Raw genomic sequence first — 6,186 nt, forward strand, 5'->3', positions numbered from 1 at the left:
CTCCCTTGTCAGGCGGTGCGAACAGCGGGACGGATGACGACCCGGCGGGCCGTCGAGAGCGGGCTACCGGCGGTGAACGCCGGGGCCGTGGACGTGGCGCGGTTCGTGCTGGTCTCGACCGCCGTACGCATCGCGACGCCGAGGGCGACGACGGCGCGGCGGTGAGCCTTGACCGCCAGCTCGTCGGGCGACATCGCCATGCGGCACTCGGCGTCCACGACGGCGACCTCAGCGGTGATCACCGGCTCTTGCGCGGCGATGGCCGCAAGGTCGCCCGGCGTCGGCTCGTCGTCGAACGCGGCAAGTGCGGTGTAGGTGCTCATCGGTTGTCCTCCGTTGCGGTGGTGCCGCGCTCGGCGGCGATGGCGGCGTTGTGGGCGGTGCGGATGCTGCGTCGCATCGCCGCGAGGTCGGTGACCATGCGCGAGACCGTCCGGCCCTCGTCGGCCAGACCAGCCGTGAACAGCAACTGCCCGGCCTTGCTCAGTCCCTCGGACAGCGCGAGAAGCAGCCGCCTCGCGGCTGCCAGGTCCTCAGTTCTCTGCGTCATGGATCTCCCTAGATTGGGCTAGGTTGGCTAGCCATCTGATCGTGACACGAGACTTGCATAGGCTGGCTAGCCATGTCAACAGGTGAACGAAAGTTGACTGACTTGGCTGTCCAAGCGGGTACCGTGGATCGCATGAGCCTCGACCCTGACGACCCGCGTCCGCCCTACCAGCAGGTCGCGGCAGCGCTCCGCGCCGCGATCCTCACGCGCACCATTGCGCCAGGCGACAAGCTGCCGTCTCAGAAGGAACTGGGAGAGCACTACGGCGTAGCCCGCATGACCGTTCAGCAGGCACTACGCATCCTCAAAGACGATGGCCTCGTGACGTCGCGGCAGGGGAGTGGGATGTACGCACGCGAGCGGACCGAGCGACCTGTTGGGCTTCGCCCGCACCTCGAGAAGGCCTTTGAGGCAGAAGACGTCCGGATCGACGTCGTGGGCTACACCGCCGAGACGCTCCACGGTGCAATCGCGGAGCCGCTCGACAAGATCCGGACCGGCCGACTCGCGCCCAAGTCGATCCACCTCCGGCTACTCATGTCGGACATGACCAAGCCGCTCGCGCTGCCAGCCGCAGTCAGTGGCGATGACGAAGACAACGCCGGTACCCGGCAGCGGATGGCAGATATCGGAGCTCGGCACATCAGTGCCGTCAGGGACTCGGTACTCGAACTCGCAGACCTTGAACTCGTACCGGCGGTCACGGTCGAGGCCCGCTCGTTCGGTTCCGCGCCGGTGTTCAAGGCGTACGTCATCAACGGCGATGTTGCCTTCTTCGGCTTCTACCCCGTGGTCACACACGACGTCCGGGTGAACGGTGAGAAGGTCAGCATCTTCGACCCCATGGGCAAGGATGCTGTCCTCTTCCACTACACCGACGACGGCGACCCCGAATCCGTCGAATCAACGTTCGTGGTACAGATACGCCAGTGGTTCGACAGCGTCTGGAACAGCGTGGCGACCGAGGTGGCCCAGTGACCGATGCCGCGCAGCTCCTCAACGAGTCGGCCGCCGTACTCCTCGACTTCGACGGCCCTGTCACGCCGCTCATGCCCGCGCCGGCCAACATGCACGCCGCCGACGCCGCCCGGCAGGCACTCGCCGCCCACGGCGCCACTCCGCCCGACGACATCGCTGCGACGTCGGACCACCTCGCCGTCATCCGCTGGACAGGAACGCACGTATCGGAAGCTCTCGCCGACGTCGAGAACGCATGCACGGCAGCCGAGACCAACTCCGCCCGGATCTGCACACCGACCCCCGGCGCACGCGCCCTCCTCGCTGCTCTCCACGACGCTGGAACGCCGGTCGTCATCGTCAGCAACAACGCCGCAGAACCGATCCGCGTCTACCTCGAACGCCATGGCCTGACGGCGTACGTGCGCGACGTCGTTGGGCGTCCGTACCTCCGGCCAGATCTCATGAAGCCGGAACCGCACACCGTGCACCGCGCCCTGACCATCGCGGAGGCCAGCGCGCGGAGCGCCGTCTTCATAGGCGACTCTGTGTCTGACATCGAGGTGGCAAGGGCAACCGGTGTCCGTTCGATCGGTTACGCCAAGACAGTGCAGCGCGGGACTGAGCTGCGAGACGCGGGAGCCGACGCCGTCATCGACCACATGGCGCGCCTTGCTGCATATCCGGCGGAGTGAAACCTTGAATCCGCCCCGACTCCCCGACCACGACCCGGGGGCGTTTCCGCGTCACGATGTCGACACCTCGCCTGTCTCATATAAGAGAGCCAGCCACATTCACCCTCAGAGAGGCACGACCCATGCGATGCCCAACCCGCGCCGCTCTGGCGGCCGCCGCCGCTGTTCTGGCTCTCTCGGCGTGCACCGCCGACAACCCTGCGCCTGAACCCACCGGCTCCGCGCCCGGGACCCTGGCGGAGTCGCCGGAGTCGCCGGAGAGTGAGCCGTCCGTCTCGGCGCCGGCCATGCCGGAATATGGCGTCCCGTTCGAGACACCGTCAGGCCTGACGATCACGGTCGCTGAGCCCCGCGTCGCAGCCGGTGACTTCGCGGAGCGGTGGGGCGACGTCGTTGACACGGATATCTACACCGAGGAGGTCATCCTTGACGTGACCGCCGAGAACACGACGGACGCCCCTGTCGAACTGTCGGAGGTTTCCTTCAACGTCTTCTCCGGGACGTACGACTCCGATTACCTTTCATGCGAGAGCGACGTCATCCCGCCGCTCCAGCTTCCGCCCACGCGCACCACAACATGGCCGGAGTGCTTCGCGGTGGAGGACCCCGCCGATGTGATCGTTACGTTCACGGTCCCCGACGACATCACGACCTACTCCATCGTGCCGGAGCAGTAGCCCGGCACCACCCGGGCCCGCGTCCTGGCCGTGTAAGCAGCAGGCGTCGGCCCATCGGGTATGCCAAGACGCCACAACGTGGGCCGCTATCGTTCTGGAATGGGCGAGGCCAGGCATCCTGTCGACGAAGTAGCGAGCGAGGTCGCTGGCGCACTCCTGCCCGGCGCTGGTGCGATAACGGGCTGGATGTCCTCGGGGGTGCGGCAAGAGTGGCAGCGGCTGGCCTCTCGGGCGCTCAAGGCGGCGCAAGCCATTTCGGGCCGCTCCCGCGAAGACCTCGAAGAGATCTTCGAACACGATCCGACCCTCACGCCGCTGTACATGCGTGTGCTTTGGGCAGCCGGGATGAATGGGCACGACGAGACGCTAAGAGCGATGGGCGCGGTACTCGGAGATGCTGTGCGCGCGTCTGATGGGGGCGAGTCAGAGTCTGTCGATGACGCAGACCAGGCGCTCGTGGCGATGAGCGGTCTCACGCCCCGTCATTTCCGCGCACTGCGCTTCCTGTGTGGCAACCCGATGCGCGACCCGGCGGGCGAGCGCGCCGCGAAGGGGAACAGTGGTTGGGTCGCGGAGCAGGTCGCTGAGGCCCTGGGGCTGACTTACGACCGTGCCGCGTGGTGCCTTTCCGACCTGGCGGGTACGGGTCTAGTCGCGACAGCCAATGGTGGTGTCTCCGCAACCGCCTATTACTGGGCGACGGACTTGGGCGAGGCGGTCGTGCAGGCTTCAGACAGCCTCGACGCAACATAGCTCGGCGGTCTACTGCCCCCACCCGCTGCCCCAACCCAGCCGGGCGAGTCGGGACGCAACCGAACTATGGCGGACGTTAGCCCCGCTCTGGGCAAGCCGCCTTCCTGGTGAATCTCCATCCGGACGCATCTACGGATCAGAAGGTTGGGGGTTCGAATCCCTCCGGGCGCACCTCAGCCCCTCACCAGGCGAAAGTCGGGTGAGGGGCTTTCTCGTTGCCCGGATCCGGAGAGCAGTCCCCGTCAGGTTCCCCGAGACGGTGGCCATCACGCCCGCCCTGAGTAGACGCGTAGTTGCGCTCAGGGCCCACGGCCTGCGAAAGAGCCCCTGACCGGCAACCAAGCCGGTCGCGGTTCTTCTGTCGCACGCGGCGACGGTCACAAGACCCGGCCCCGTCCGCAGGTCGCGATCCGGTCACGGTTGTGACCCAGACCACTCGACTGTTGACCAAGGCTCCGGCCTGTCGCTACGTTCACGTGCGGCACACCCGTTCGGAGTGCGACCAGGGCGACAGGCGTCGGAGCTCAACGATGCGCTCCGCCGTCGGCCCTGGGAGGACCCCGGACGGGCGTGCCGCCCAGGCGACGCAACCCCGCCGGTCGCACGCGTGCGAGCTGCGGCGGCCGGGTGCCCGGCCGAGGATGCGAAGCGGACGCGCACGCGGCAGGGAGGACCTGAGATGAGCGAGATCGTTCAGGACGCCGGCACCCGGTCGGGGGAGTTCGTGCAGTCCCTCGAGCGTGGGCTCGCGGTGATCCGCGCGTTCGGCACGGACCGCGCTCGGATGACCTTGAGCGAGGTCGCCCGCGAGGCCGACCTGAGTCGGGCGTCGGCACGCCGCTTCCTGCACACACTGGTGGAGCTCGGCTACGTGGTGACCGACGGACGGGTGTTCGCGCTACGCCCCCAGGTACTTGAGCTCGGGTACGCCTACCTGTCGAGCCTGTCGCTGCCCGAGGTGGCGCAGCCCCACCTGGAGCAGCTCGTGGAGGACGTCGGGGAATCGTCGTCGGTGGCGGTCCTTGACGGCGCCGACATCGTTTACGTAGCGCGTGTGGCGACACGCCGCATCATGTCCGCGACCATTCAGGTCGGCACGAGGTTTCCGGCGTCTGCCACCTCGATGGGACGTGCGGTTCTGGCGCACGTGTCCGACGGCGAACGCGAGGCCTTTCTCGCCGCCGCCACCTTGGTGCCGCTCACCGCACGCACGATCACGGACAAGGGGTCGCTGCGCGCCGAGCTGCATGCGGTCAGGGAGCAGGGCTGGGCGCTCGTCGACCAGGAGCTGGAAGAGGGCCTGCGCTCGATCGCCGCGCCGCTGTGTGACGCGGCCGGACGGGTGATCGCCGCGGTGAACGTCTCCGCTCCGGTGCGTCGCGGCCCGGTCGAGGAGATGGTCACCGGATTCCTGCCGCCGTTGCTGCGTGCGGCCCGTGAGATCGAGGCCGATCTGGTCCGCACTCGGACCTGAGCCCGACTGTTGACGTGCGTGTGCGCACCAAGAACGTCATTGAGCTCGAGCCACACCTGCCCGAAGGTTCCGGGATCACTCCATCGACGTCTGCATGCTGGGCGCGTTCCAGGCGCGTCGCCGAGACCTGCGGCGTCCCGCGCCCGCGAGCTCGAGAGGCGCTGGGCCTGAGCCCAGGCTCCGTCACGCGATGGCGCCGCCGGCCCCAGCAGAACCGCCGCCACCGGTCCGGCGGTGTTCGGACGCCGTGGCGACCGGTCGGCTCGGACGTCGCGAGTGGCCTCTCGGCTCGATGACGAAATCTGAATCAAAGATTACGTAGACATGGCCAGCCGGGGGAGTTCTTGGTCTGGTCACGCCCAAGCAGGGGCACCGCGGAGCGGTAGAGGCTGCCTGGCAGGGCTTCAGGCCCCTCGAACCTAAGACTCCCTTGGAAAAACAGTAGGTGAACAGCGCTTGTGTGTCCGCCGTCACCGCCCCCGGCTTTGACGCACCCCAGCACCTGACGTACTGTTCTGGATGTCAGCCCGACGGGCCGACGGACACGACGGCCGGAAACGGTCCGAGTGGCCGCGCCGGGGCTGGATCCCATCTCTGATGCAGGGCGGTTCACACTGCTTTGCGGGATATCAGATGTGGATCCTCTCTTGTAGAACCTGCCGGTCCATCAGGACCAGCGAGTTTGCGGGGCAGGCTCCGGTCTGGTAAGTTTAAGAGGTTGCCCCGGATGGGGTCAGCATCTAGCGGATGATGACCCTGACGGTGTGCGTCGGTTGTTTGAGAACTCAACAGTGTGCTTGATAGTCAATGCCAATGTTTTAACCCTTGTGGGTGTGGCTGTGCTGACCGTTCGGTTGGTGTGGTCATGTGCTGTGAGGGGTTGTTTGGACAGACTTAATCATCAGATTGGTCTGGCCGGTATCATTGTTCGCACTCGTCTTCGGGTGGGTGTGGATGTTTCTCTTTTATGGAGAGTTTGATCCTGGCTCAGGACGAACGCTGGTGGCGTGCTTAACACATGCAAGTCGAACGGTGAAGCTCAGCTTGCTGGGTGGATCAGTGGCGAACGGGTGAGTAACA

The 6,186-nt window shown here is 66.6% G+C and carries 7 protein-coding genes and 1 rRNA gene; 6 read left to right on the forward strand and 2 right to left on the reverse strand.

All coding sequences use genetic code 11. The features are described 5' to 3' along the window. Window positions 1-8 precede the first annotated feature (8 nt). Window positions 9-323: a DUF6284 family protein gene (locus tag APR04_RS28975; protein WP_253877869.1), complete on the reverse strand. Its 315-nt coding sequence runs from the start codon at window positions 321-323 to the stop codon at window positions 9-11. Continuing rightward, entirely contained in the window at window positions 320-550 is a 231-nt protein-coding gene (locus APR04_RS28980; RefSeq protein WP_253877871.1) for a hypothetical protein, read from the reverse strand. The genes APR04_RS28975 and APR04_RS28980 overlap by 4 nt, the downstream gene beginning before the upstream one ends. Before the next feature lie 132 nt (window positions 551-682). On the opposite strand from APR04_RS28980, the gene APR04_RS28985 reads away from it, so the two are divergent. The 6 genes from APR04_RS28985 to APR04_RS29010 form a co-directional block, all read left to right on the forward strand. Beyond that, window positions 683-1,528 (forward strand): GntR family transcriptional regulator, encoded by an 846-nt coding sequence (locus APR04_RS28985; protein ID WP_253877880.1) that lies wholly within the window; start codon window positions 683-685, stop codon window positions 1,526-1,528. Next, complete coding sequence (locus tag APR04_RS28990) at window positions 1,525-2,202, forward strand: HAD family hydrolase (RefSeq protein ID WP_253877882.1); 678 nt, start codon at window positions 1,525-1,527, stop codon at window positions 2,200-2,202. Before APR04_RS28985 ends, APR04_RS28990 begins: the two co-directional genes overlap by 4 nt. Window positions 2,203-2,324: 122 nt before the next feature. Beyond that, window positions 2,325-2,879 (forward strand): hypothetical protein, encoded by a 555-nt coding sequence (locus APR04_RS28995; RefSeq protein ID WP_253877884.1) that lies wholly within the window; start codon window positions 2,325-2,327, stop codon window positions 2,877-2,879. Between the two features lie 99 nt (window positions 2,880-2,978). Further along, on the forward strand, window positions 2,979-3,632 hold the full coding sequence (locus tag APR04_RS29000; protein WP_253877886.1) for a hypothetical protein: 654 nt from the start codon (window positions 2,979-2,981) through the stop codon (window positions 3,630-3,632). Window positions 3,633-4,311: 679 nt separating this feature from the next. Next, the gene (locus APR04_RS29005; protein WP_253877888.1) at window positions 4,312-5,106 is read left to right on the forward strand and encodes an IclR family transcriptional regulator domain-containing protein; all 795 of its coding nucleotides are present in this window, start codon (window positions 4,312-4,314) and stop codon (window positions 5,104-5,106) included. Between the two features lie 964 nt (window positions 5,107-6,070). Then, window positions 6,071-6,186, forward strand: a 16S ribosomal RNA gene (locus APR04_RS29010); the annotation flags it as partial.

This window comes from Promicromonospora umidemergens, from assembly GCF_024171995.1.
Classification (GTDB): Bacteria; Actinomycetota; Actinomycetes; order Actinomycetales; family Cellulomonadaceae; genus Promicromonospora; species Promicromonospora umidemergens.